This window comes from Lipingzhangella halophila, from assembly GCF_014203805.1.
GTDB lineage: Bacteria > Actinomycetota > Actinomycetes > Streptosporangiales > Streptosporangiaceae > Lipingzhangella > Lipingzhangella halophila.
This window is the reverse complement of the sequence record NZ_JACHJT010000001.1, coordinates 5,162,883-5,186,236: the sequence shown is the minus strand read 5'-3', so window position 1 is coordinate 5,186,236 and position 23,354 is coordinate 5,162,883. Positions and strand designations below refer to the sequence as shown.

Genomic DNA, 23,354 nt, shown 5'->3' with positions numbered 1-23,354 from the left:
GAGACATAGAAGACACATACTCTGCCGCGAGCGCGACGCCGACACGGCGGCCGCGGGCGGGCGCGGCGATCGCGGCCGTGCGATCGCCGCGAGCGCCAGCGGACGCGGGCCGTTGACCGGCGGCCGATACCCGGCGCGTTCGCGGCACGGCCTTCAGCCGTACGACGGCTAGCCGAGACGAAGGGACAGCCACACAACCATGGCCAAGATCAAGGTCGAGAATCCCGTAGTAGAGCTTGACGGCGACGAGATGACCCGGATCATCTGGTCCTTCATCAAGGACCGGCTGATCCTTCCGTACCTGGACATCGACCTGAAGTACTACGACCTCAGCGTCGAGGAGCGCGACCGCACCGACGACCAGGTGACGGTGGACGCCGCGAACGCCATCAAGCAGCACAGCGTGGGCGTCAAGTGCGCCACGATCACGCCCGACGAGGCCCGTGTCGAGGAGTTCGGCCTGAAGAAGATGTGGCGGTCGCCGAACGGCACGATCCGCAACATCCTTGGTGGCGTGGTCTTCCGCGAGCCGATCATCTGCGAGAACGTGCCGCGGCTGGTCCCGAGCTGGACCAAGCCGATCATCATCGGTCGGCACGCGCACGCCGACCAGTACCGCGCCAGCGACTTCAAGGTCCCCGGTGCCGGAACGGTGACCATCACCTACACGCCCGAGGATGGCGGGGAGCCTGTCGAGATGCAGGTCGCCAACTTCCCTGAGAGCGGCGGTGTCGCCATGGGGATGTACAACTACCGCTCCTCCATCGAGGACTTCGCGCGCGCCAGCCTCAACTACGGCCTGGACCGCGGCCTGCCGGTGTACATGTCCACCAAGAACACGATCCTCAAGGCCTACGACGGCATGTTCAAGGACGTGTTCGAGGAGATCTTCGAGAACGAGTTCAAGGAGCGGTTCGAGGCCGCCGGCATCAGCTACGAGCACCGGCTGATCGACGACATGGTCGCCGCCGCGCTCAAGTGGGAGGGCGGCTATGTCTGGGCCTGCAAGAACTACGACGGTGACGTCCAGTCCGACACCGTGGCGCAGGGCTTCGGCTCGCTGGGCCTGATGACTTCGGTGCTGCGTACCGCCGATGGCCGCACGGTCGAGGCCGAGGCCGCGCACGGGACCGTGACCCGGCACTACCGCCAGCACCAGCAGGGCAAGCCCACCTCCACGAACCCGATCGCGTCCATCTTCGCGTGGACCCGGGGGCTGGAGCACCGCGGCAAGCTCGACAACACCCCCGCTGTGACCGAGTTCGCGAACACGCTTGAAGACGTCGTTATCCAGAGTGTCGAGTCCGGACAGATGACCAAGGATCTCGCGCTGCTGATCGGTGGGGACCAGGACTGGCTGACCACCGAGCAGTTCCTCGCCGTTCTGGACGAGAACCTGCAGAAGCGCCTGGCCTGAGCGGTCCGACAGCGCTGACCGGGCCGTCTCACCTTCGGGGCGAGACGGCCCGGCGTCGTTTCGCGGAAAACGCCCCCGCCGCGGCCCGCGTGATGGCACTATGGGTCTTGTCGGCGCGGACAGTTACCAACGGCTACTGTCCGGGGTGCGGTATAGAGCACCGCGATGGTGTTCGCGTGTTACGCGAACATTGCCTAGATTAGAGGCAGATGTCGGATGGGGGAGACACCGACAGCTGACCATCAAGACTGGCGTGCCGGCCACGCGCCCGCTGGGGGGTAGGCGCGCGCGGTGCGGAACGTCAAGAGAGGGGCCCACCACCGGGGAGGTGGTGGGCCCCTCGTTTTTCGCCCGCCCGCCGCGGGGCCGCGGCGGGCACGGGCTCCGGGGTACGCCCGCGGCGCTCAGAAGTTCGTCTCCATCGCCGACTCGGGGATCTCCGCACCCTCCTGCATGGCCTGGAACATCTCCTCGGATCTCGTCTCGTCCCATATGACGACCGAGCCCACGGTGTCGAGGGTCGGTGTGGAGCCGACCGGGACGGACGTGGTGGCGGGGTCGTCGCGCATGGCCAGTCCCATCGAGGCGAGATGGCGCAGGTGGTCGTCCTCGTTCACCAGGAACGTCTTCGTGCCCTCGTTGACCAGCGGGACCGAGCGGAACGGGTTCGCCAGTGTGCTGGCCGAGGTGACCTTGCTGATCAGCGTGCTGAAGAACTCGCGCTGGCGCTTGACCCGGTCGAGGTCCGCGTTGGGGGTCGCGCGCGTCCGCACGTAGCCGAGCGCGGTGGCACCGTCCATCTCCTGGCAGCCGGCCTCGATGTCCAGGTTGGCCTTCGGGTCCTCGATCGCCTCCTCCGGGCACATCTCCACGCCGCCGACCGAGTCGACGATCTGCACGAAGCCGCCCATACCGATCTCGACGTAGTGGTCGATGTGCACCCCGCTGGCGTCCTCGAACGTCTTCGCCAGCCGGGACGGCCCGCCGCCGAGCGCCTCGGCGAACGCGGCGTTGATCTTGGTCTCGCCGACTTCGGGGACGTCGACCAGGGAGTCGCGCGGCACGCTGATGATGGTGGACTGCCCGCCGTCGTCGGGAACGTAGAGCACCATGATCGTGTCGGTCCGTTTGCCTTCGGCGTCGCCGGTGCCCAGGGCCTGCCGCTCCTCTTCACTGAGCCCTTCGCGGCCGTCGGTCCCGACGATCAGGTAGGTCGTCCCGGGCTGCTCCTCGGGGCGGCCCTCGTAGCCGAGCGCGTCGACCCGCTCCAACTGGGAGTCGGCCCAGAGGTAGAACGAGCCGGGGATGACGAGCAGCAGGATCAGCAGGACGACCAGGACGGTGCGCCGGCGCCTGCGCCGCCGTTCGCGGTCGCGGCGCTGCCGGCCCGACCCGTCGTAGACGCGCCCGCCTCCGGACGACCCTCCAGGCCGGTCCTCGCGCGCGGGCGGCATGCGCCGGGTAGCGCCGGCGCCACCGCTGGCCGACCGGCCCTCGGACCGCGGCCGGTAAAGGCGCTCGATCTCGTCGGGATTCCCGCTGCCCCGGCGGAAGACCCCAGTTCGGTCCTGGTCGCCCGCAGGCCCGCCGGAACCGCGATTACTTTCGTCAACCATGGCTGTGGTCGCCCATCTGTCACCTCGCCGGACCGAATCAGTGCCCCTATCCGTTCTGATGCGGCATATCGTATGTGGGTTCAGCACAAAGGCGGACGAGCGGTGCGCTGCGCGAGCTAGCGCACCGTGCGGAACCTCAGGCCAGCCGCCCGGCTCCCGCGCTGGGCAGAGCGTCCCGGAACTCCGGTTCGCGCCACCGGCGCCTGGCGAACGCCGCGGACACGGCGTTGCGGACGTCCGCCAACCGGTCCTCGGCGACCAGGGCGACCGCGGTGCCGCCGAACCCGCCCCCGGTCATCCGCGCGCCGCGTGCGCCGGCGCCGACCGCCGCCTCGACGGCGACGTCCAACTCCGGGCAGGACACCTCGAACTGGTCGCGCAGCGAGAGATGCGAGGCGTTGAACACCGGCCCGATCTCCGGCAGCGCCCCGGCCCGGATGAGGCCGACAGTGGCGTTCACCCGGTTGATCTCGGTCACCACGTGCTTGACCCGGCGGCTCAGGACCGGGTCGGGGAGCGCGCCGAGCGCATCGGTGAGGTCCTCGACGTCGCGCAGCGCGTCGACGCCGAGCTGGCGCGCGGCACGCTCGCACTCCGCGCGCCGGGCCGCGTAGCCGCTCCCCGCGTCGCTGAGCCGGTGCCGCACCCGGGTGTCGACCAGCAGGAGCCGCAGCCCGGCGTCGCCGAGCGGCAGCGGCAGGGTGCGGGCGCCGCCGGTCCGGCAGTCCAGGAACAGCGCGCGGCCTTCCGTACAGCGTAGCGAGGCGCTCTGGTCCATGATCCCGGTGGGCGCGCCGACGAACTCGTTCTCCGCGCGCCTGGCGGTGCGTGCCATCGCGGCCCGGTCCCGGCCCAGTTCGTCCAGGCCGAACGTGTCGACCAGGGCGAGCAGCGCGGCGCATTCCACGGCGGCCGATGACGACAGCGAGGCGCCGACGGGCAGGTCGGAGTCGAGCAGGATCCGCGCTCCCACTCCGGGGTCGAGGTGGCCGCTCTCCCGCGCTGCCCAGAAGACGCCGGCGACGTAACCGGCCCAGCCCGTGGCATCGGAGCTGTCCGGGTGAAGGTCCGCTGGGCTGAACCGCACGGCCTCGCCGGGGCGCTGCGCGCTGCGGAGCTCCACCGATCCGGACGTGTTCGGGGCGAGCGCCAGGGACACCCCCCATGGCAGCGCAATAGGCAGTACCAGGCCGTCGTTGTAGTCGGTGTGCTCCCCCATGAGGTTGACCCGTCCCGGCGCCCGCCACACGCCGGACGGGGGCTCCCCGAACGCTTCGGTGAACGCGCTGCTGAGCTCCTCGGTGCGGACGTCCGCGGAGATCGGCCACTCGTCAGGGGCGCCGCCGCGGGTTCCCCGGCCGCCGCGCAGCCAATCGAGCATCGACTGGAGGGCACTCATGAGGCATCGCGCGCGATAGGCGACGGCTCCGTCCGGCCACCGCCCGGCGCGCCATGGCACGGGGTGACCCGGTGTCCGCGGGCGGTGGCACCGCCTGGCTGCCGGGCAAGCCGGCCCGCGATGGTGCCGGCGACGCGTGCGGCGCTCGTCGCCGGGTCGTGGCCAGAGTGCGTCCCGGGCGGGAACGAGCCGAGAGCGCGGTGGCCGGCGGCCGCGGATGAGCGGTCGCCGCCAGGTGTCCTGCCGTACTGGGTGATCGCCCGACCAGCGGCGTTCCGGCAGAGCGGGTGAAGGGGTTGTCGACTTCGCACAGTTGCAATCTATAGCGTTCGTCCGAAGCGGCGTTCTGCTGGAAACCGGATGGGGCTACCCGGCCTACAGGTCAGGCTTCTTGCTCGTGCCGGGCGCGCCGGGCATGCTGCGTACCGCAGCGGTTGGTTTACCCTCGTCGTTCACCGCGTGACAACGAAAGGGCGTACGGGAACCCATGCCCTCGATAACACGACAGGCCAGGGATCGGGCACGGCACTACCGCAACGTCGCCATGGAGAGCTTCTGGGCGGCCCGCCGGCACCGTCCGGCCTTCGACCACCTGGTGCGCGCCTATGAACGCTTCTCGGACCAGCGAGGCAACCAGCTCGCGGCCTCGGTCACCTACTACGCGTTCCTGTCGTTCTTCCCGCTGCTCGCTCTCGCGTTCGCCGTCGCGGGCTACCTCGCCGCGTTCCATGTGGAGGCGCGCCATTTCATGGAGCAGGCCATCAGCGAGGTGCTGCCGGGGCTCTCCCAGGAGCTGCCCATCGAAACGATCGCCGATGCGCGGACCGGGGCGGGGATCCTGGGTGTTCTCGGCCTGCTCTACGCCGGGCTCGGCGCCGTGTCCGCGCTGCGCGAGGCACTGCACGTCATCTGGTTGAACAGCGTCTCGGACGGCCCCAACTTCGTCCTGGCCAAGGTGATCGACACCATCGTCATGGTGGTGCTCGGTACCGCCCTGCTGGCATCGGTGGTCCTGACCAGCGTGCTGCAGACGGGTACCCGGTGGCTGCTCGGCTGGATGGGGCTGGATGAGGTCGCCGTGCTGGTCGTGGCGACCAGGACGGTCGGGCTGGCTGTCGCGATCGCGGTGAGCACGCTCATCTTCCTGGTGCTGTTCTCCAAGCTGTCGGGGACCCGGCGGCCGTGGCGGCTGCTGTGGCGCGGGGCGCTGCTGGCCGCCGTGGGATTCGAGATCCTCAAGGCGCTGGGTGCGCTCCTGCTCGCCGGAACGCTCGGCAACCCGGTGTACGCGTCGTTCGCGGTTCTGGTCGGCCTGCTGGTGTGGATGAACATCGTGCTGCGGATGGTGTTCTTCGCGGCGGCGTGGACCGCCACGAGACTCCCGGTGGCACCGCCGTACCCGGGCGCGGTACCGATGGCCGTACCGGCGGGCGGCGGCGCCGCCGAACCGCACGGGCTCGCCGCCCGCGAGAGCTCGCGACCGCGTCCCGGCAGCCGGGGTGCGCGGGTACGCGGGGTGCTGTGGCGTACGGCGGTGCTCACTGGCGGTGCCGCGGCACTGGCGGGCGCGGTGTGGTGGCTGCGCCAGCGCTTTGGGGGTGGCCGCCGCCGCAACCCAGCAGGGCAGGGCCCGTACATTACGTATCGGTCACGCCGCGGTCCGGCTGCGTGATCTTGGGTAACGTGGCTCCATCGGCGGGAGCATTCACCAACGGCGGCCGCCGAATAAATCCGGCATTGTGCTGGATTCGGGGCGAATCACGACAGCGAGCTGCCGGGTGCGCGTACTGAGAGGGCGCCTCCCTTTTCCGATCGCGCCCCGCGGTTTCCCGGAGTCCCAGCGAGCAATCTTCGATTGGCCGGAACCGGGCCCGTAGTCCCGAGAGCCACCTCGCGGGGCAAACCGCGCATTGAATCCGCAATGGAGGGAAACCGGTCATGGAGTGGACTGACACCCCGGACAGTTCCTCGCTTATGGTGCCCCAAACGCCGGCGTGCGAGCCGGCGCTACGTCCGCGCGGAGGGTGAACGTGGCCATCGAATTCAACGCGTCCGAACGCGCCACCATCGGGGTGGAGTGGGAGTTGCAACTTGTCGACGTGCACACCCGGCACCTGCGTCAGGAGGCGCAGCAGGTCCTCGGTGCGCTGCCGGATCTGAGCGCGGCCTCGGACAGCCCACCGCTGCGCCACGAGCTCATGCAGAGCACGGTCGAGGTCGTCACCGGTATCTGCGAGACGGTCGAGGAGGTCACCACCGATCTCGCCGGGACCGTCGCCCGCCTGCAAGAGGCCCTTGACCCCCGGCAGCTCGCCCCGATCTGCGCGGGCACGCATCCGCTGGACGACTGGCGTGACCAGGCATTCGCCCCCGGGCAGCGGTACGGCGAGCTCATCGACCAGATGCAGTGGCTCGTCCGGCGCATTCTCACGTTCGGGGTGCACGTGCACGTGGGCGTCCGATCGCGGGAAAAGGCGGTGCCGATCGTCAACGCCCTGGCGAAGTATCTCCCGCATTTCCTCGCGCTGACGGCGTCGAGCCCATTCTGGAGCGGCCACGACACCGGATTGGTGTCCAGCCGGTCGATCATATTCGGGGCCCTGCCCACCGCCGGGCCGCCGCCGAGGCTCCGTGACTGGCCCACCTTCGAGGAATACATGGCGACGCTCATCCGGGCCGGAACGATCAGTAGTATTAAGGAAGTCTGGTGGGACATCCGCCCACACCCGGATTTCGGCACCATCGAGATCCGGATGTTCGACGGAATCCCGACCCTGCGCGAGGTCGGAATGGCCGCCGCACTCTCACAGAGTATCGTCCGGCTCTTCGACCAGCAGATCGATCGCGGCTATGGGCTACCAAGCCCGCCCACCTGGGTCGTCAACGACAACAAGTGGCGCGCGACCCGCTACGGGCTGGATGCCCGCGTGATCACTGACGAGAACGGGAGCACCGCTCCGCTGCGCGACGACGTGTACGAGCTTCTCCGCGAGCTGGAGCCGGTGGCACACCGGCTCGGCTGTGCGGAGGATCTGGACGTCGCATGGGAGGTCCTGGACAAGGGGGCCTCCTACGAGCGGCAACGGGCGATCATCGATCAGGGTGGCACGCTCAACGACGTCGTGGATGCCCTGGCGGTCGAGTTCCGCACCGGGGGAATCGCCTCCCGGGCGGTGGACCCCACGGCGGGCTGGACCGGGACGTAAGCCACAGCAGCACCGGAGCCGGCCGAGAACCAACGTTGACCACCAAGGAAGGGGCCCTCTCATGCAGGGGCGTGACCTGCGGGAACAATTGACAACCTTTCTGGCTCGGCAGGAGCGCGAGCTGGTCGCGTTTCGGCGCGACCTGCACACGCACCCGGAACTCGCCTTCGCCGAGCACAGGACGACGCAGCGGGTGGCCGAACGGCTGCGCGCCGCCGGGTTGTCGCCCGAGGTACTTCCCCAGGGGACCGGCTTGACCTGCGAGATCGGTTCCGGCGAGGGCCCCGTGGTGGCGCTTCGAGGCGACATCGACGCCCTGCCCATCACCGACGAGAAGGATGTCGAGTACCGGTCGGCGGTGCCGGGAGCGGCGCATGCCTGCGGGCACGACGTGCACACGACGGTGCTGCTCGCGGCCGGCATGTTCCTCGCCCAGCAGGCGCGCGGGGGAGCGCTGCCGGGACGGGTGCGGCTCATCTTCCAGCCCGCCGAGGAGATGCCGGGCGGCGCCCGCGAAGTCATCAAGACGGGCGCGGTCGACGACGTCAAGCGCATCTTCGCGCTGCACTGCGACCCGCGGCTGGAGGCCGGCCAGGTAGGGCTGCGCGCCGGCGCCATCACCGCCGCCTGCGACCAGCTCCTGGTCCGGCTGTCGGGGCCGGGAGGGCACACGGCCCGGCCGCATTTGTCGGCCGACCTCGTCTACGCCCTCGGCAAGGTCGTCACCGAGCTTCCCGCCGCGTTGTCCCGGCGGGTCGACCCGCGCGCCGGCTTCAGCCTCGTGTGGGGCAGGGTCAGCGCGGGTTCGGCGCCCAACGTGATTCCCGATGACGCCGTCGCCGAGGGCACTGTGCGCTGCCTGGACGACGAGGCGTGGCACACCGCCCCCGATCTGGTCAAGGAACTGGTGGACTCGGTCGTGGCGGCCTATGGGGCCACGGCAGAGGTCGACTACCGGCGCGGGGTGCCACCCACGGTCAACGAGGCGGAGAGCGTGCGTATCCTGCGGGACGCCTGCGCGCGGACCCTGGGCCACGAGGCGGTGGCCAGCACGGCGCAGAGCCTTGGGGGAGAGGACTTCGCCTGGTACCTGGAGCACGTTCCGGGCGCGCTGGCCCGGCTGGGCACGCACCCGCCGGCATCCGACGGACCCATGCTCGACCTGCACCGGGGCACGTTCGACGTCGACGAGCGTGCCATCGGCATCGGGACGCAGCTCATGGTGGGCATCGCGCTCACGGCGCTGCACGAGAAAGGTGGCCCGCTCGACGACGATTCGTGGGCGAACGACGCCGCGCTGGCCTGACCCGGGCGTGCTCCGGGTGGCATCCTGAGTCCTATGAGCGAGAAGCTGACCGAGGAGCAGATCCGCCAGGCACCCAAGGTGTTGCTGCACGACCACCTCGACGGAGGGCTGCGTCCGCAGACCATCGTCGACCTGGCCCACGAGTCCGGTTACACGGGACTGCCCACGACGAACACGGACGAGCTCACCGCCTGGTTCCACGGGGCCTCGCACACCGGGTCGCTGGAGCTCTTCCTGGAGACGTTCGGGCACACCGTCGGGGTGATGCAGAGCCGCGAGGCGCTCATCCGGGTCGCGGCCGAGTGCGCCGAGGACCTCGCGGCGGACGGGGTCATCTACGCGGAGATCCGTTTCGCGCCCGAGCTGCACCTCGACGGAGGGTTGAGCCTGGACGAGGTAGTCGAGGCGGTCCTCGAAGGGTTCCGGCAGGGCCAGGACCGAGCCGAAGGCCAGGGGCACTCGATTCGGGTGGGTGCGCTGCTCACAGCGATGCGGCACGCCGCCCGGTCCCAGGAGATCGCGCAGCTCGCGGTGCGCTACCGCGATGTCGGCGTGGTGGGGTTCGACATCGCCGGGGCCGAGGCCGGCTACCCGCCCACGCGGCACCTGGACGCCTTCGAGTACCTGCGGCGGGAGAACGCCCACTTCACGATCCACGCGGGCGAGGCGTTCGGCCTCCCGTCGATCTGGGAGGCGCTGCAGTGGTGCGGCACCGACCGGCTCGGACACGGCGTGCGGATTGTCGATGACATCGAGGAGTTCAGCGACGGCAAGGTGCAAATGGGCCGGTTGGCGAGCTACGTCCGGGACCAGCGGGTGCCGCTGGAGATGTGCCCCAGCTCCAACGTGCAGACGGGGGCCGCGCCGTCGATCGAGGAGCACCCTGTCGGCCCGCTGACCCGGCTGCGGTTCCGGGTAACGGTCAACACCGACAACCGGCTGCAGAGCGGGACCAGCCTGACAGGGGAGTTCGCGAAGCTCGTCGACGCGTTCTCCTATGGCTGGGACGACCTGCAGTGGTTCACAGTCAACGCGATGAAGTCGTCGTTCCTGCCCTTCGACGAGCGGCTGTCGCTCATCAACGGCTGTATCAAACCCGGCTTCGCGCAACTGAAGTGGGCGGCGCAGTGAAACCCCTGGCCGCGCCGGCGCCCCGGGCTCTCGGCTGGGTGTGGGTCGGCTTGGCCGCCCTGTTGCTGGTGGACCTCGCGATCAGTCGGACCGATGCCGGCCGCCTGGTGCCGGCCGCGGCGCTTCTGTGCACGGTGGGGGCGGTCTACGTCCTGTGGCTGCGGCCGCGGGTCGTCCCCACGGAGCACGGGGTGCGCCTGGTCAACCCGATGCGCGAGACGTTCGTGCCGTGGTCGGCGTTCACCTGGGCCGATGTCACCGATGTCGTGCGGGTGCACGCCGGGGAGCGGGTGTTCCGCTCCTGGCCGTTGCGCGAGACCAAACGCCAGAAGGTGCGCGACAACCTGCGCCGCGCCGGCGGCTACGCCGACCCGGAGACCGAGGAGGGCGACCTCCACACGATGCGGCCCATGGACGCCGCCGCCAAGCAGCTTCGCGACGAGGCCGAGAAGCGCAAGGCCACTCTGGGGGGCGATGCCGAGGCGGGGCAGTCCGGCGAGCGGCCGCCGGAGGGTGCGGCGGCCCCCAGCGCCCCCATGACCAGGTGGTCACCCGACTCGGTCGCGGCCCTGGCGGGTCCTCTCGTGCTGCTCCTGGCGGCGACGCAGCTCGGCTGACCAGGGTTCGGGAAAGGGTAGCCGGCGCGCGGCGGGTGGCCCGGCCGGGGCTCACTGCGGCGCGCGCAGCCCGTCGCTGACAACGCGGATCATCCGGCCGCGCGCGTCGGGGTCGGCGCCGTCGCGTTCCCGCGCCAGGCAGCCCACAATGAGGCCCTTGACGTCGGCGGCCTCGACCTCCGGACGCACCGCGCCGGCCTGCTGCGCGCGTACGAGTAACCGCCGCTCCAGGTCGCCAATGTCGTAGCCGGCCCGCTTCGCGGCGCCGTCCATATCGAAGTCGACGCCAGCGAGCGCCTCGGCCAGCCCGCGGTTGACCGCGCCCTCCTCGACAAGGACCGCCAGGTACTCGAAGAACGCCGCGCCGGGATCGTCCGACTCGGCCAGGGGCGCGGCGCGCTCCATGATGCGCTCCACGCGGCGCAGCACGATCGCCTCGTAGAGCGCTTCCTTTGTCGGGAAGTGCCGGCTGACCGTTCCCGTGCCCACGCCCGCACGCCGCGCGATCTCGTGTACCGGGACGGACAGCCCTTCGGTGGCGAAGACCTCGATCGCGGTTTCCAGTACCCGGTCGCGGTTGCGCCGCGCGTCGGCGCGCATGCCCTTCGCGGATTCGCCGGTGTCCGGTGGAACGGCCTTTCCCATGGCGGTGCCCAGCCTCTCGGTCGCGCGTTGACAAGCGGGACAGGCGTCCCGTATGTTCCGGACAATTAAACGGGATGGGCATCCCGGTTATTCTTCCGAAGGGATCCATGTTCATGCGTGACGTCATTCTAGGTAGCACGGGCCTCGCGGTTCCGGCCATGGGCCTGGGCTGTATGGGGCTGAGCTCCGGATACGGCCCCGCCGACCACGGCGAGTCCCTGGCTGTGCTGCGGCGCGCTCTGGACCTCGGCGTGCGGTTCTGGGACACCGCCGACGCCTACGGTCGCGGCGCCAACGAGACGCTGCTCGGCGAGTTCCTGTCCGGGGTGCGGCGCGACGAAGTGGTGCTGGCCACCAAGTTCGGGGCCACCTTCGACCCCGACACCGGAGCGCCGACCGGAGCGCGCGGCGATCCCGACTTCATCCGCCAGGCGTGCGACGCGAGCCTGCGCCGCCTGGGCACCGAGCACATCGACCTCTACTACCAGCACGTCCCCGACCCGAGCGTGCCGATCGAGGAGAGTGTCGGCGCCATGGCCGAGCTGGTGGCCGCGGGGAAGGTCCGCTACCTTGGACTGTCCAACCTCGGCTCCGGCCAGTTGCGCGCGGCCCATGGCGTGCACCCGATCGCGGCGGTGCAGACCGAGTGGTCGCTGTTCACCCGGCACATCGAGGAGTCCCTGGTTCCGGCGTGCGCCGAGCTGGGTGTGGGGCTCGTGCCCTACTCGCCGCTCGGCCGCGGGTTCCTGACCGGACAGTACACCTCCACCGACGCTCTCTCGGCCGACGACCTGCGCCACTCCTACCCGCGGTTCTCCGCCGAGAACGCGCGGCACAACCGTTCCCTGCTGGAGCCGCTCCACGAGATCGCCGCGGCCAAGGGGGTGACCCCGGCGCAGGTCGCTCTCGCGTGGGTGTGCCAGCGGTCGCGCACGCACGGGCTCTCCGTCGTCCCCATCCCCGGGACCAAGCGGACGGAGCGGCTGGAGAGCAATGTCGCGGCGCTGGACGTCGACCTCACCGGGGACGACCTCGCCGCGCTGGCCCCCATCGCGGACCAGGTCACCGGGGACCGCTTTCCCGATCTCCCGCCCGAACTGCGCAGCCTGCTGCCCGCCGACGCTTAGGAGGCGGATGGCTCGGGTGTGTGATCACCGGTGCGGTGGGGGTGATGGCGCGTGTAACGGGGGCGGCGAGGACGGCGGATGGTCCGGGCGTGACGTTCACCGCTGCGGTGGGTACGTGGTGCGGCCTCCGGCGGGCGGCGAAGGCGCCGGGTGGCCGGGGTGGGTGCGTGTCGGTGCTGGGGATACGTGGTGCGGCGCCCAACGGGGGCGGCGAGGACGGTGGGTGGGTCGGCCTGCGGGGGTGTCTGTGGTGTCGTTCTCGGTGCTGAGCCGCGCCGAGACTGTCTGTGGTGTCGTTCTCGGCGCCGAACATGTCCCCACGGTCACCTTCGGTGCGGGGCGCACCCCCACACGCGCCCGCTATGTCCGGATTGCGAGTCTTCTGGGGGTGAGCGTCGCCGAGAACGCCCGCACCACCCCCGTCGTGTGCGTCACCATCGGGCACCCACACCGATCACTGCGGGCCGGCCCATCCACCGTTGTCGCTGCCCCGTCGTGTGCGTCACCATCGGGCACCCGCACCGATCACTGCGGGCCGGCCCATCCACCGTCCCCGCCGCCCCCGTTACGTGCGCAACCACCGGGCACCCGCACCGACTGCTGGGGGCTGGTCCATCCGGTGTCCTCGTTGCCCTCGTTGCGATATCGCTATCCGGCCGCCTTGCGGCCCCATTCAACTACGTTGCCTCACTGCGGGGGTTGACCACGACCGGCGAACCTGGTTAGGTAAGGCATGCCTAAGGAGTTCGGTGGCTGGTGGCCGGATGCGTGCGCGGACGTCTGGAGCACCGCCGGCCGCCGAGTTCCGCGGGCGTCGCAGTTCAACTGAATATCGGTGCGCCGGCGGCCACGGCTCGCCACGCGTGGTGGGTATCCGGGGGGCGAATCCCGCGGGGGACCTTTCGGGTACCACCGGGTCGGCGCACGATCCGTACGCGGCCCGGATCGGGGGTTTCGCGGGCTCCGGTCCGAGCCGCGTTGTTCCGGGTCCGCGACCGGTACCCCCATCCTTAGCCTCGGGATGCTGCTCGCCACGCGGGTACCGGTCGCGGGCCGGGGCCGGCCCCGGCGAACGCGGGGCCCAGCGCCGTTCCACGGCCGTGGCCAATGCGCGTCCGCTACTGGTTCCCACCACGAGGGAAGCGCCGCCGAGCGCTGGCGGCGCCCGCGCGATCAGGTGCGCATCAGGATCCCGTTGAGCAGCGCCCCCAGGTGCCAGGCGCGCTGCTGTACTACGCCGAGCGCCCGGTCGTAGTCCGCCCCGCCGAACAGGCCACTCATCGCATCGTTGCTCACCATCGCGATCGCCAGAACGTCGGCACCCATTTCCGCGGCGGCGATGGTCTCCAGCGCGATGGAGTGGCCCACGAGGTCAGCTCCCGCTGTGCGCAGCATGGACAGCTCCGCGGGCGTCTGGAACTGCGGGCCGGGGAGCGCCGCGTAGACACCCGTGGTCAGCGACCCGTCCGTTTCGTGGGCGGTCTGGCGCAGCCAGGGCGTGTAGGCGTTCGAGAGGTCCACGAAGTCCGGACCCGCGAGCGGCGACGTTCCCGTGAGGTTGATGTGGTCGCGCACCACCACCGGCTGGCCCACCGCGAAGTCGGCGCGCAGCGAGCCCGCTGACCCGGTGAGCAGCACGGTGCCGGCCCCGGCGGCGATCCCGGTCCGCACGGCATGGGCGACCTGCATGGCGTCGTACCCCTCGTAGAGGTGCGTCCGGCCCATGAACACCGCGATCCGCTTCGCGCCGACCCACATGCTGCGCACGGTCGGCGCGTGGCCGATGGCCCCCGGTGGCACGAAGCCCGGCAGCTCCGCGATCTCAAGCTCGATGTCCGGTTGGCCCAGCGATTCGACGGCTCCCGCCCAACCCGAACCGAGCACCACCACAGCGTCGTAGGAATCGGCGCCGCTTCGGTACTTGAGCTCGTTGGCGGCCTCGGCGGCGACGTCCTTGGCGTCGGCCGTCCACATTGCGGGGCGCTCGGGCGTGGATTCGCTCACATTCCGGAGGGTACTCCCAGCTAGGCGATCGGTTACTGAGCGCAACGCAGTGCGTTCGAAGCGGATTGGGGAGTGTCGCGCCCCGGACGGCGCGAACCCGGCCCAACGTGCCCGGAACGGTGGCGCATCGCCGTGGCGGCGCGCCGCGAGCAGGACAGGTCTGTTGCGACAGGCCCGGTCCTGCCATTTCCGCCACTCGGGATGACCGACAATGGGAGAGCGACAGGCGAGCAGCACAGAACTCGGGCGGTACGGCAGCCGGTGATCCCGGCGCGCGCTCGCCGCCCAAAAGGAGTGAGGCAGACGTGACGAAGGTCGTGATCATCGGTGGCGGTCCCGGAGGCTATGAGGCGGCCCTGGTCGCAGCGCAGCTCGGCGCGAACGTGACGGTGGTGGATCGCGACGGAATCGGCGGCGCCTGCGTTCTGACCGACTGCATGCCGTCCAAGACCCTCATCGCCACGTCGGTCCGGAACACCTATGTCCGGGAAGCGTGCGACCTCGGCATCCATGTCTCCGGCGCCGGCCGGTCCGACCTCAACGACACCGAGGTCGACATGACGACCGTCAACCCGCGGGTCAAGCGCCTGGCGAAGGCGCAGTCCGAGGACACCGCGGCCCGGCTGGTCAAAGAGGGGATCGAGATCGTGCCGGGCGAGGGCCGGCTGGTCGATCCGCGGATCGTCGCCGTCGGGGACCAGCGCATCCACGCCGACGTCGTGCTGGTCGCCACCGGCGCCCACCCGCGCGAGCTGCCGACCGCCCAGCCCGACGGCGAGCGGATCCTCACCTGGCGGCACCTCTACGACCTCGACGCGTTGCCGGAGCGGCTCATCGTGGTCGGCTCCGGAGTCACCGGCGCCGAGTTCGCCAACGCCTACCAGGCGCTCGGTTCCGAGGTGACCCTCGTCTCGTCGCGCAACCGGGTGATGCCCACCCAGGACGCCGACGCGGCCGAGGTGCTGGAGGGCGTCTTCCGGCGCCGCGGCATGCAGGTCCTGAGCAACATCCGGGCCGAGTCGGTCACCAACACAGGGGACGGAGTCGAGGTGGCGCTCTCCGACGGGCGGACGGTCCAGGGCAGCCACTGCCTGATGACGGTGGGGATGATCCCCAACACGGTGAATCTCGGGCTCTCCGAGATCGGCGTCCACCTCGACAAGGGCGGGTTCATCCAGGTGGACCGGGTCTCGCGGACCTCGACGCCCGGAGTGTACGCCGCGGGGGACTGCACCGGTGTGAACATGCTCGCGTCGGTCGCCGCGATGCAGGGCCGGATCGCCATGTGGCACGCCCTCGGCGAGGCGGTCTCGCCGCTGAAGATGTCCACCGTGGCGGCCACCGTGTTCACCCACCCGGAGCTGGCCTCCGTCGGGGCGAGCGAGGAGGACGTCCGTTCCGGCAAGATCGACGGGCGGATCGTCAACCTGCCCCTCGACACCAACCCGCGCGCCAAGATGCACAACACCAAGGACGGCTTCGTCAAGCTGATCTGCCGCCAGCACACCGGCATCGTGCTGGGCGCGGTCATCGTCGGCCCGCGCGCCAGCGAGCTGATCCTCGGGGTGTCCGTGGCGGTGCAGCAGCGCCTGACGGTCGACGAGATCGCTCACACGTTCGCGGTGTACCCGTCGCTCTCCGGCAGTGTCACCGAGGCGGCACGCTCGCTCATGCAGGCATCGCCCGAGTAGGCCCCGCGCGCACCCGCTGGGTGCGTCCACCACGCAGAAGGGTCCCGACCGTACCCGGCCGGGACCCCTCTGCGTCGGGTGGCGGTTCTAGAAGTCGAACCCTCCGAAGTCGCCGCCTCCGAAGTCACCGCCGCCGAAGTCGCCGAAGTCGCCTCCGCCGAAGTCGCCGCCCATGTCACCACCCATCATTCCGCCGCCCATCATGCCGCCCATCATGGACCCCATCATCATGCCGGTGAACATCCCGGCCATCATGTTCATGCCGAAGTAGCCGCCGGCATAGGGGGCGTAGGCGGGACCGGCGTCGTAGTACGGCTGGCGCTCCCCGTCGACCTCGACCATCCGGACGTCGGGGTCGTGGCCCGAGCGCACCGCCCGCGCGCAGGCGGCACAGGCCGGAACCGAGCGGGACGTGCCACCGGGCGGTGACCAGTTGACGTCCTGCTCGGACGGGCCGTGCTGCGGGTTGAAGAAGCACGGCTGGCGCCGCTCGGGTACCGGTTCGCCGTTCAGCCGGGCACGAGTGGCCACCATGTAGTACCGCCCGTCCTCCAGGGCGTTGGTGACCTGCTGGATCTGTTCCGGTTCGGTAATGGTGTCCAGCGACGCCTTGGCCCGGTCGTAGGAGTCCATGGCGTTGGTGTAGTCGGTGCGCGTGGCCTCGTCCACCTCGCTGAGATTGACGTCCAGCCGCGCGATGTCCTCGCCGAGGCGAACGACGTCCTCGCTGGCCATCTGCTTGATCTCGGCGAGTTCCTTGGCCTTCTGCGCATCGCGCCGCTTCTTGGACTGGTACAGGAAGAACCCGCCGCCCACGACGCCCACCGCGAGCAGTCCGAGCAGCAGCATGCCGAAGGTGGCGGAGGCGGCCTCGCCGGCCTCGTGCGACTCGACCGCGTCGGGGACGGCCGCGAGCGTGTCGATCTGGTTGCCGTTCCCCTCCGACTTGGCCTCGGTTCCGATCTCCCGCACCGCGGACTCGTCGAGGTTGGGGGACTCCACGAAGTACCCCTGGTCGCCGACGAACCCGGCGTACACGCCGTCGCCCACGTCGTCCATGACGCCCTCCATGAAGGCGTCCAGGCTGGACTCGGACGCGAAGGTGCCATCGGGCAGGATCACGTAGTAGACGGGGGTCTCCGCGCCTTCAGCGGCCTCGACGAGGACGTCCTGGTCCGCTTCGGGAAACTCTTCGGTGATGCTCTCCTCGATGTAGAGGTGGTCGCTCTTCAGTTGGCTGGCGACCTCGCTCTCACCGGGAGCATCGGCGGCCGCCGGGGCCGCCAGTACGACGGTGAGCCCTGCGGTCAGCAGGGCTGGAATTACCAAGCGACGCAACATGATCGTTTCCTCTCGCCTCCCTCACCCTCATAGAGACGAACGAGGAGACCTCGCAGTTCCCACGGGTGGTTGCCACCCCAAGCCTAGGGTCAGTTTCTCGGAGTGCCTAGCCGTTGGGGCCGGGTCGGGCGCCCGACCAGTCAGGAGTCCTTGATCTCGCAGATGACGCCACCGTTGGTGACGGTCTCGCCGACCGCGGCGGACAGCCCGGTGATGGTTCCGCTCTTGTGCGCGTTCAGCGGCTGTTCCATCTTCATGGCCTCGATGACGATGACGGGATCGCCCTCGGCCACCTCCTGGCCGTCGGCGGCCGTGATCGCCACGACCGTGCCCTGCATCGGGCAGACCAGGGAGTCGCCGCTCACCGCGGCCGTCGTGGCGCCGCCGGCCTTGCGCCGCGCGGACTTGCGGGTCGCGGTGCCGTTCGCGGGCCCGGCCGCGGCTCCCAGGCCCGCCGGCAGGGTGACTTCGAGGCGTTTGCCGCCGACCTCGACGGTGAGGGTCTCGCGCTCGGCGGGCGCGGCTGCCCCCTCGGTCTGGCCGCTGTAGGGCGGCACGGTGCCGTCGAACTCGGTCTCGATCCAGCGTGTGTGCACCGAGAAGGGCTCGTTGGGGTCGGCCGGGGCGAACGCGGGGTCGGTGAGCACCGCCCGGTGGAAGCCGATGACGGTGGGCATCCCGGACACCTCGAACTCGGCCAGGGCGCGCCGGGAGCGCCGCAGCGCCTCGTCGCGCGTGGCGCCGGTGACGATGAGCTTGGCGACCATCGAGTCGAACGCCTGCGGGATGGTGAACCCGTTCTCGCAGCCGGTGTCGATACGTACCCCGGGCCCGGTGGGAAGGGCCAGCGTGGTGATCGTGCCCGGCGCGGGCAGGAAGTTGTTGGCGGCGTCCTCGGCGTTGATGCGGTACTCGATGGAGTGCCCGCGCACCGGGGGGTCGTCGTAGCCCAGCGGCTCGCCGTCGGCCAGCCGGAACATCTCGCGGACCAGGTCGATGCCGGTGGTCTCCTCGCTGACCGGATGCTCGACCTGCAGGCGGGTGTTGACCTCCAAGAAGGAGATGGTGCCGTCGGCGCCGACGAGGAACTCGCACGTGCCCGCGCCGCGGTAGCCGGCCTCGGCCAGGATGGCCTTGGAGGAGGAGTACAAAAGGTCGCGCTGCTCAGCGGTGAGGAAGGGGGCGGGAGCTTCCTCGACGAGCTTCTGGTGGCGGCGCTGCAGGGAGCAGTCGCGGGTGGAGACCACAACCACGTTGCCGTGCGCGTCGGCCAGGCACTGGGTCTCCACGTGCCGCGGGCGGTCCAGGTAGCGCTCCACGAAGCACTCGCCGCGCCCGAAGGCGGAGGTGGCCTCGCGTACCGCGGCCTCGTAGGCGTTGGAGACCTCGTCCAGAGTACGGGCGATGCGCATGCCGCGACCGCCGCCGCCGTAGGCGGCCTTGACCGCGATCGGCAGGCCGTGCTCCGTGGCGAAGGCCACGACTTCCTCGGCGCTGGTGACCGGGTCGGGGGTGCCGGCGACCAGGGGGGCGCCGACCCGTTGGGCGATGTGGCGGGCCTGCACCTTGTCGCCCAGGGCGGTGATCGCTGAGGGCGGTGGGCCGATCCAGGTGAGCCCGGCATCTGTTACGGCCTGGGCGAAGCCGGCGTTCTCGGCCAGGAACCCGTAACCCGGGTGCACCGCGTCAGCGCCGGCGGCCTCGGCGATGGCCAGGATCTTCTCGATGTTGAGGTAGGACTCCGCCGGCGTCTGCCCGCCGAGGGCGTGCGCCTCATCAGCGACCTTGACATGCAGGGCGTCCAAGTCCGGCTCGGCGTAGACCGCCACACTGGCCAATCCCGCATCGCGGCAGGCACGCGCCACCCGTACGGCGATCTCGCCCCGATTGGCGATGAGAACCTTACGCACGATCGAATTTCCTCCTGGTCCACCATCGGCCGGTTCTGGCGCCCGGGCGTGCGAGGGCGATCATTGTTGTTAGAAGTCTAGGAGTCCGCGATCAGCTCGGGCTGAGTGGTGCGGCCGTAACCGCAGCAGGGCACCTGCCGGGCCCTCACCCGGGGTGGTAGGCCGCGCGCCAGGCCGAGGGGCCCGGCCGCAGCGGAGCGCGCAGGAGCCGCGACCGGTCCCGCCAGCCCGAGCGGGGGCTGCCGTCCGCCGCGGTCCCCTCGTGGGCCGTCTGGGCTGTCCGCACGGTCAGCACGGCGGTCAGGGCCGCGATCTCCTCTGGGGTGGCGTCGCCCCGCACCACCCGCAGGTAGGGGGTGTGCTCACCCGGTTCGGACGCGTTCGGCGTTGTCGGCATCACAGCGGGATGTTTCCGTGTTTCTTGGGCGGCAGTTGCTTGCGCTTATTGGCCAGCGAGTGCAGGGCCCTGGCCACGGCATCGCGGGTCTCGGAGGGCAGGATCACCCTGTCGATATAGCCCCGCTCGGCCGCGGAGTACGGGTTGAGCAGGGTGTCCTCGTACTCCTGGATCAATCGGGCCCGCTCGGCTTCCACATCCTCGGCCTCGGCCAGGGCCCGCCGGTGCAGGATGTTCACCGCCCCCTGGGCCCCCATCACCGCGATCTGCGCGGTGGGCCAGGCCAGGTTGATGTCGGCCCCCAGGTGCTTGGAGCCCATCACGTCGTAGGCTCCCCCGTAGGCCTTGCGGGTGATCACCGTCACCAGCGGCACCGTGGCCTCGGCGTAGGCATAGATCAGCTTCGCGCCGCGCCGGATGATGCCCTCCCATTCCTGGTCGGTGCCCGGTAGGAACCCGGGCACGTCGACGAACGTCAGCACCGGCACGTTGAACGCGTCGCAGGTGCGCACGAACCGCGCCGCCTTCTCCGATGCGTCGATGTCCAGACATCCCGCCAAGCTCATGGGCTGGTTGGCCACCACCCCCACAGGGCGGCCCGCCACGCGCCCGTAGCCCACGATGATGTTGGTGGCGAACCGCGCGTGCACCTCCAGGAAGTCACCGTCGTCCAGTACCTCCTCGATGACCCGGTGCATGTCGTAGGGCTGGTTCGCGGAGTCAGGAATGAGCGTGTCGAGCCCGTGGGCGGCCTCGTCGGCGCCGGCCGCAACGACCGGTGGGTCCTCCAGGTTGTTGCCCGGTAGGTAGCCCAGCAGGTCCCTGACGTAGTCCAGGGCGTCCTGTTCGTCGCTGCCCATGTAGTGGGCGACACCCGAACTGGTGTTGTGGGTCCGGGCCCCGCCCAGCTCCTCCATGGAGACGTCCTCGCCGGTGACCGTCTTGATGACGTCCGGCCCGGTGATGAACATCTGCGAGGTCTCGTCGACCATGACGACGAAGTCGGTCAGCGCCGGCGAGTACACGTGCCCGCCGGCCGCGGCCCCCATGATCAGTGAGATCTGCGGCACCACCCCCGAGGCGTGCACGTTGCGGGTGAAGATCTCGCCGTACATGCCCAGCGCGACCACCCCTTCCTGGATGCGCGCGCCGCCGCCCTCGTTGATGCCCACCACGGGGCAGCCCGTCTTCAGGGCGTGGTCGAGCACCTTGACGATCTTCTCCCCGTACACCTCACCCAGGGACCCTCCGAAGACCGTCACGTCCTGGCTGAACACCGCCACCGGACGGCCATCCACCGTGCCGTGGCCGGTGACCACACCGTCGCCATAGGGCCGGTTCGCCTCCAGGCCGAAACTGGTGGACCGGTGCCGGGCCAACGCGTCGAACTCCACGAACGAGCCCGCGTCGAGCAACGCGTCGATCCGCTCACGCGCGGTCATCTTGCCCTTGGCGTGCTGCCTCTCCACCGCGCGCGCCGAGCCCGCGTGCACGGACTCGTACCGGCGCCGCTCAAGATCAGCCAGCTTGCCCGCCGTGCTGTGGATATCAATTTCCCCAGAAGGGAGCGGTTCAGGAGCCTCGGTCGCCATAAGGCTTCAGCGTAACTCCGGGGGAACCCGGCCAGCGACCTGGCCCCGGGGTCCTGGACGCCAGCCCGAACGATGAGGCTGAGCTGGGGCGGTCCGGTGAGGGCCGCCCCTGAGACACCCTTTTGGGGTCCCGGTGCGCGGCGAACGTGCCTCCCGTCCGGGGGCGGCACCCTTGGGACGCCGCGATGGATCCGCAGTCGCCGCCAATGGCTGCGCCGCAGTGCTCGCGCCGTTGCTGTTCCTGGTCATAGGGGTCGTTTGCGTGCTGCTCGGGGTGGCGCACGGCTAGCAGTGCGCAGCGGTCTCTTCGCGCGTTGCCCCGTGTTCACCGGCAGGTCCCAAAGACCCCGCCCGGCATTTGGGTCTGAGGGCCCTGGTTGCCCGGCATGTGCACCACGGAAACTGTTCAGATCCTGCAAGTAACGAGGAGACGAACAGATGCGCCAGGCCGGAACCCCCCGTCGGTCCACCCGAGACGACCTGGGCAGCAGTTTCACCGAGTACGCCGCTCTGCTCCTCCTTGTGGCGGCGGTGTCCGCCGCGGTCGCCGTGGCGACCATCCCGGACAGTGTCCGGGACCGGATCGAGTACGCACTGTGCACGGTCGAGAAGAGCGCGGGCCTGAGCGAGGGCGACTGCACCCTCGAAAGCGACGACGAGGACATCGCGGACTCCCCCGACTCCGAGGACTTTATCCCGAGCCTGTGCGAGAAGGGTGTCGCCCACGAGGCCGCCAGCTTCAACGTCAAGTTGATCGGAACCTTCGAGTCGGAGACCACCTTCACCCGGGCCGAGCGCGCCGACGGGTCGGTGTGGTTCATCGCGCAGCCGGCCAACAAGAGGGCGGGGGTCGAGTTCGGATACGGCGCCCGGATCAACGCCGGCGACGGCGGCACCTTCAACCGCAACGCGCACGTGGCCGGTACCTATGACTGGGGCCAAGGCCAGATCTGGACGTTCGATCCCGACCAGCAGGACGAGGCCGACGCGTTCGAGCAGCGGCTTCGCGACGAAACCTCGATAGGGTCCAACCCCGTCTCGGCGTTGTGGAACGACTGGTTCGGCGGCGAGCCGGACCTGCCCGACCCCCAAATGGAGGTCGAGTCCTGGGGTCTCACGGGTGAGGGCGACGCTGGCGTCGACTCCGGGCTCCTGCTCGGCGAAGATCCGACCGGCAAAGAGGACAAGGGTGAGATCGACATGGGCTCGGGCGCCTCGGTCAACGCAGAGGGAGCCTACGAGAACGTGGTCCGAGTGAACCGCAGCGACCCCGACAACGTGATCACCTCCGAGGCGAACCGGGTGGAAGGCAGCATCGGCGCGAACGGCTCCGTCTCGTTGGGCGTCGGCGGTTCGGGCGACCTGGCCTGGAGCTCGGGAATCCGCGAGGACCGCACCGAGGACGGCAAGCTTCACGGGGTCCTGCTCAACGCCACTTTCGACAAGGCTCTCGCCTTCCAGTACGGGATGCCCTTCGGCTTCTCCAGGGGCAACATCATCGGCGCCGGGCCCAATGCCGGAGCGCGGACCGACATCGCCAACCAGGTCCAGGACACCTACATCTACGTTGAGTTCGACAATGAAGAGGAGCGCCAGACCGGCGAGGAGTTCCTCGACCGGTACGACGGCTTCAACGGGCCACCGAACTACTTCTTCGAGACCATGCGCGGCGACCACGGGTTCGTCGAGGAGGACCCCGGTCCGAACGGCGACCCATGGGAGAAGCTCATCTACGACAAGGCGCAGGTCTGGCAGACCACACACCACCGGGACTTCACCGATTGGGAAATTGGGGCGACGGGCCGGTTCAAGTTCGTCTCCATCGGCGGAGGGTACTCCGAACATGAACAGACACGAACGACCGTCGACGCCTGGTATCTCGGAGCACCGGGTGCGGACGGCACCCGCCCGACGACTCGATATGAGGAGTGCCTCACCGAGAACTGAGCGGACGG

At 69.9% G+C, this 23,354-nt stretch carries 17 protein-coding genes; 9 read left to right on the top strand and 8 right to left on the bottom strand.

The annotated features are described in order from the left end of the window. Positions 1 to 199 precede the first annotated feature (199 nt). Positions 200 to 1,417: an NADP-dependent isocitrate dehydrogenase gene (locus tag F4561_RS23540; RefSeq protein WP_184581675.1), complete on the top strand. Its 1,218-nt coding sequence runs from the start codon at positions 200 to 202 to the stop codon at positions 1,415 to 1,417. 404 nt (positions 1,418 to 1,821) lie between these two features. Here the strand turns inward: F4561_RS23540 and F4561_RS23535 are convergent, their stop codons facing one another. Both F4561_RS23535 and galK read right to left on the bottom strand, forming a co-directional pair. Next, positions 1,822 to 3,033, bottom strand: coding sequence for an LCP family protein (locus tag F4561_RS23535; protein WP_184581673.1), 1,212 nt, complete (start codon positions 3,031 to 3,033; stop codon positions 1,822 to 1,824). A 136-nt stretch (positions 3,034 to 3,169) separates the two neighbouring features. Beyond that, positions 3,170 to 4,432: a galactokinase gene (gene galK, locus F4561_RS23530; protein WP_246437269.1), complete on the bottom strand. Its 1,263-nt coding sequence runs from the start codon at positions 4,430 to 4,432 to the stop codon at positions 3,170 to 3,172. A 487-nt stretch (positions 4,433 to 4,919) separates the two neighbouring features. Here galK and F4561_RS23525 point away from each other — a divergent pair, with 487 nt between their 5' ends. The 5 genes from F4561_RS23525 to F4561_RS23505 all read left to right on the top strand — a co-directional run bounded on the left by F4561_RS23525 (position 4,920) and on the right by F4561_RS23505 (position 10,692). Next, the gene (locus F4561_RS23525) at positions 4,920 to 6,104 is read left to right on the top strand and encodes a YihY/virulence factor BrkB family protein (protein ID WP_184581671.1); all 1,185 of its coding nucleotides are present in this window, start codon (positions 4,920 to 4,922) and stop codon (positions 6,102 to 6,104) included. A 358-nt stretch (positions 6,105 to 6,462) separates the two neighbouring features. Beyond that, positions 6,463 to 7,638 carry a glutamate--cysteine ligase gene (locus F4561_RS23520; protein ID WP_184581670.1) on the top strand — a complete coding sequence of 392 codons (1,176 nt, stop codon included), beginning with the start codon at positions 6,463 to 6,465 and terminating at the stop codon, positions 7,636 to 7,638. Positions 7,639 to 7,699: 61 nt separating this feature from the next. Further along, complete coding sequence (locus F4561_RS23515) at positions 7,700 to 8,944, top strand: M20 family metallopeptidase (RefSeq protein ID WP_184581668.1); 1,245 nt, start codon at positions 7,700 to 7,702, stop codon at positions 8,942 to 8,944. A gap of 33 nt (positions 8,945 to 8,977) precedes the next feature. Continuing rightward, a complete protein-coding gene (locus F4561_RS23510; RefSeq protein WP_184581666.1) occupies positions 8,978 to 10,075 on the top strand; it encodes an adenosine deaminase in 1,098 nt (365 codons plus the stop codon). Further along, the gene (locus F4561_RS23505) at positions 10,072 to 10,692 is read left to right on the top strand and encodes a PH domain-containing protein (RefSeq protein WP_312885499.1); all 621 of its coding nucleotides are present in this window, start codon (positions 10,072 to 10,074) and stop codon (positions 10,690 to 10,692) included. The genes F4561_RS23510 and F4561_RS23505 overlap by 4 nt, the downstream gene beginning before the upstream one ends. Before the next feature lie 51 nt (positions 10,693 to 10,743). On the opposite strand, the gene F4561_RS23500 is transcribed toward F4561_RS23505, so the two are convergent. Further along, positions 10,744 to 11,337, bottom strand: a complete 594-nt coding sequence (locus tag F4561_RS23500; protein ID WP_246437268.1) for a TetR/AcrR family transcriptional regulator — start codon at positions 11,335 to 11,337, stop codon at positions 10,744 to 10,746. A 113-nt stretch (positions 11,338 to 11,450) separates the two neighbouring features. Between F4561_RS23500 and F4561_RS23495 the strand changes: the two genes are divergently transcribed. Next, positions 11,451 to 12,464 (top strand): aldo/keto reductase, encoded by a 1,014-nt coding sequence (locus tag F4561_RS23495; protein WP_184581662.1) that lies wholly within the window; start codon positions 11,451 to 11,453, stop codon positions 12,462 to 12,464. Between the two features lie 1,173 nt (positions 12,465 to 13,637). Here F4561_RS23495 and F4561_RS23490 read toward each other — a convergent pair. Beyond that, positions 13,638 to 14,438 (bottom strand): purine-nucleoside phosphorylase, encoded by an 801-nt coding sequence (locus tag F4561_RS23490; RefSeq protein ID WP_184584087.1) that lies wholly within the window; start codon positions 14,436 to 14,438, stop codon positions 13,638 to 13,640. 335 nt (positions 14,439 to 14,773) lie between these two features. On the opposite strand from F4561_RS23490, the gene F4561_RS23485 reads away from it, so the two are divergent. Next, entirely contained in the window at positions 14,774 to 16,159 is a 1,386-nt protein-coding gene (locus F4561_RS23485; protein WP_184581660.1) for an NAD(P)H-quinone dehydrogenase, read from the top strand. Between the two features lie 87 nt (positions 16,160 to 16,246). On the opposite strand, the gene F4561_RS23480 is transcribed toward F4561_RS23485, so the two are convergent. From F4561_RS23480 to F4561_RS23465, 4 genes are all read right to left on the bottom strand, one after another. Next, positions 16,247 to 17,500, bottom strand: a complete 1,254-nt coding sequence (locus F4561_RS23480; protein ID WP_184581658.1) for a chemotaxis protein CheA — start codon at positions 17,498 to 17,500, stop codon at positions 16,247 to 16,249. A 140-nt stretch (positions 17,501 to 17,640) separates the two neighbouring features. Next, positions 17,641 to 19,410: an acetyl/propionyl/methylcrotonyl-CoA carboxylase subunit alpha gene (locus F4561_RS23475; protein WP_184581656.1), complete on the bottom strand. Its 1,770-nt coding sequence runs from the start codon at positions 19,408 to 19,410 to the stop codon at positions 17,641 to 17,643. Between the two features lie 145 nt (positions 19,411 to 19,555). After that, the gene (locus F4561_RS23470) at positions 19,556 to 19,807 is read right to left on the bottom strand and encodes an acyl-CoA carboxylase subunit epsilon (RefSeq protein WP_184581654.1); all 252 of its coding nucleotides are present in this window, start codon (positions 19,805 to 19,807) and stop codon (positions 19,556 to 19,558) included. Next, positions 19,807 to 21,399, bottom strand: a complete 1,593-nt coding sequence (locus tag F4561_RS23465) for an acyl-CoA carboxylase subunit beta (RefSeq protein ID WP_184581652.1) — start codon at positions 21,397 to 21,399, stop codon at positions 19,807 to 19,809. Before F4561_RS23465 ends, F4561_RS23470 begins: the two co-directional genes overlap by 1 nt. A 438-nt stretch (positions 21,400 to 21,837) precedes the next feature. On the opposite strand from F4561_RS23465, the gene F4561_RS23460 reads away from it, so the two are divergent. Then, a complete protein-coding gene (locus F4561_RS23460) occupies positions 21,838 to 23,346 on the top strand; it encodes a hypothetical protein (RefSeq protein ID WP_184581650.1) in 1,509 nt (502 codons plus the stop codon). The last annotated feature ends 8 nt before the right edge of the window (positions 23,347 to 23,354 follow it).

Coding starts and splice junctions, on each gene's coding strand:
- F4561_RS23500 (WP_246437268.1), bottom strand. CDS start 11,337: ATGGGAAAGGCCGTTCCACCGGACACCGGCGAATCCGCGAAGGGCATG.
- F4561_RS23495 (WP_184581662.1), top strand. CDS start 11,451: ATGCGTGACGTCATTCTAGGTAGCACGGGCCTCGCGGTTCCGGCCATG.
- F4561_RS23525 (WP_184581671.1), top strand. CDS start 4,920: ATGCCCTCGATAACACGACAGGCCAGGGATCGGGCACGGCACTACCGC.
- F4561_RS23540 (WP_184581675.1), top strand. CDS start 200: ATGGCCAAGATCAAGGTCGAGAATCCCGTAGTAGAGCTTGACGGCGAC.
- F4561_RS23480 (WP_184581658.1), bottom strand. CDS start 17,500: ATGTTGCGTCGCTTGGTAATTCCAGCCCTGCTGACCGCAGGGCTCACC.
- F4561_RS23510 (WP_184581666.1), top strand. CDS start 8,978: ATGAGCGAGAAGCTGACCGAGGAGCAGATCCGCCAGGCACCCAAGGTG.
- F4561_RS23490 (WP_184584087.1), bottom strand. CDS start 14,438: ATGTGGACGGCCGACGCCAAGGACGTCGCCGCCGAGGCCGCCAACGAG.
- F4561_RS23470 (WP_184581654.1), bottom strand. CDS start 19,807: ATGCCGACAACGCCGAACGCGTCCGAACCGGGTGAGCACACCCCCTAC.
- F4561_RS23515 (WP_184581668.1), top strand. CDS start 7,700: ATGCAGGGGCGTGACCTGCGGGAACAATTGACAACCTTTCTGGCTCGG.
- F4561_RS23460 (WP_184581650.1), top strand. CDS start 21,838: ATGCGCCAGGCCGGAACCCCCCGTCGGTCCACCCGAGACGACCTGGGC.
- F4561_RS23535 (WP_184581673.1), bottom strand. CDS start 3,033: ATGGTTGACGAAAGTAATCGCGGTTCCGGCGGGCCTGCGGGCGACCAG.
- galK (WP_246437269.1), bottom strand. CDS start 4,432: ATGAGTGCCCTCCAGTCGATGCTCGATTGGCTGCGCGGCGGCCGGGGA.
- F4561_RS23465 (WP_184581652.1), bottom strand. CDS start 21,399: ATGGCGACCGAGGCTCCTGAACCGCTCCCTTCTGGGGAAATTGATATC.